Below are 836 nucleotides of genomic sequence, written 5' to 3'. Positions count from 1 at the left end.
GTTCGAAAGCGGCAGGAATTGTACGCTTTTGCTGGAAATTTGCGGAACAGGCTGGCCTTTACTTTCTGCCAAGCGGCACCAGCACTCGCCTGGCCTGGGAATCATAGAGGTAGTGTCTGCCTATCTGGACTTCCCCGTTCTTAGGTAGTGGAACAAGTTGTAAATACAACACGCCATCGTGCTCGATGATCTTTCCATGCTGCATGATCAGACTGTAAGCCGGGGCGTCCGGGTACTGCTCCAAAATCCTTTGCCGCTCCACATACTGCTGTCCATGGCGTATCAAAACATAGAATAAGACTGATACGACGATCCCTGCGATTGAAAAGGGTGCACTTAAACCTAAGCCGTAGAATAGCGCTTGCCACCGGTCCTGAAATTGCAAGTGCCGTTTCCTGCCTTTTAACTCCAATGCGGCCCGGTCAATGGCTGCAATGGATTTTCCGACCCTGGTTTCCAGGCTTAGGAAATGCTCCTGGGTTTCTGATAAAAACAGGGCTGACCAGTCATCGATCTCGTGACCGTACTTGGCCGCGTACTTGCCCCTGGTCTGGGTCAGGCGGTTTGGCTCAGGGCTATTCATCGATGAAATTTTCTTTAAGTTCCTTTTTCAGCCTGAGCCTTGCGCCTGGTGGGTAGTCTTTGAGCGTGTAGCCATTGCGGATGCCGTCCAGTATTTGGCCGCCTAAAAGTGATGCCGGCTCAAAGTCGCCGAACCGTCTGAGGTCAAGCCCGAGTGCGGTACAGTTATCTTCGAGCTCTCTGGACAAGCCAGGAAACTGGTTAAAGCCGAAAAGGTTTTGCCAGATCACTATCTGGAATTTTGAGCTGAGCGC

General features: G+C 51.6%; 1 protein-coding gene and 1 pseudogene. Both read right to left on the bottom strand.

All coding sequences use genetic code 11. The annotated features are described in order from the left end of the window. Nucleotides 1-58 precede the first annotated feature (58 nt). Nucleotides 59-583 (bottom strand): hypothetical protein, encoded by a 525-nt coding sequence (locus AAHB90_RS32440; protein WP_342089483.1) that lies wholly within the window; start codon nucleotides 581-583, stop codon nucleotides 59-61. Beyond that, nucleotides 576-836: pseudogene (locus AAHB90_RS32435) on the bottom strand (hypothetical protein); the annotation flags it as partial. The pseudogene AAHB90_RS32435 and the gene AAHB90_RS32440, both read right to left, overlap by 8 nt.

It is taken from the genome of Dyadobacter sp. OTU695 (genome assembly GCF_038440355.1).
Lineage (GTDB): Bacteria > Bacteroidota > Bacteroidia > Cytophagales > Spirosomataceae > Dyadobacter.
The sequence above is the reverse complement of the archived record's forward strand: the minus strand, read 5'-3'. Positions and strand labels throughout refer to the sequence as shown.